At 46.1% G+C, this 972-nt stretch carries 1 protein-coding gene; it reads left to right on the plus strand.

Going from position 1 to position 972, the window contains the following annotated elements; translation table 11 throughout:
* Positions 1-232: 232 nt before the first annotated feature.
* A complete protein-coding gene (locus ACTXGO_RS14675; protein WP_443575041.1) occupies positions 233-808 on the plus strand; it encodes a hypothetical protein in 576 nt (191 codons plus the stop codon).
* Positions 809-972 lie beyond the last annotated feature (164 nt).

The raw sequence follows: 972 nt of genomic DNA on the forward strand, positions 1-972 counted from the left end.
ATGGGCAAACGGTAGAGAGTATCAGGTCAACTGTAAAGTAGGTAGATAAGCCTATTGGCCGCGTCTCCTATTGATAGCAATAAACCTACTATTGGCAAGCCTTACGTGATAAAGAACAGTCATATATTATGGCTGTTTTTTTGTGGGTGATTGAGTGGTGAACACAACCAAAAGCTGTCAAAATGCTTGCTACTAGACAGGTACTACTACAGCGATAATAAAGGGTAAATTCATGAGCAAACGTCTAATCAGCACGGCAATGATACTTGCCTCAAGCCTAGCAGTGCTCGCAGGCTGTGATAATAGTGCTAACACAACTGACGCGCAAAGCGCACAAGTCGCGAGTACCACCAAGCAAAATACGTCCGATGACCAAGCTGTCGCTACTGGCAATACAGCAGCTGCGGGCGCTATGGACTGGTCGCTGATGGCGAGCGATGTCACGCCTATTGACCGAGCAGACTTTGACTATCCGTTTGAGAGTGATAGCCAGAACGTCAAAGACTACGCGGACTATTTCGACGTCGATACTGCCACCGCACAATATAATCTCACCGTTGGCATGGCGAGTAATGAAGCGCTATCTAAGGCGCTTGATCAGCTTAGCAATAACTACACCTCTCATGAGCTGACCGATGGCAAAGATATGAAGCTTATCATCCATACCACACCTGATATCCAAGCGGATCGCTATGACTATGTGTTTGAAGGGGACTATGCCAAAGGACTCACCTTACCGATTGTGATTGTGCCTGATGGTAAAAAGGCTGAGGCTGAGGTTGATGTGCATGGGAAGGCTGAGGAGTAGATTACGTATTAAACAATTTAGCTCGCAGTCTCAGACCATACTGCAAACTCATTACCGCTTGGTTCGATAAAATGAATCTTGCGCACCAACGCGTGAATATGAAATAGCAAATTGAAATTACTAGACTTGTAGGGTGCGCCCCGCGCACCGATTCAATATCAAAA

The organism is Psychrobacter sp. T6-1 (assembly GCF_052258445.1).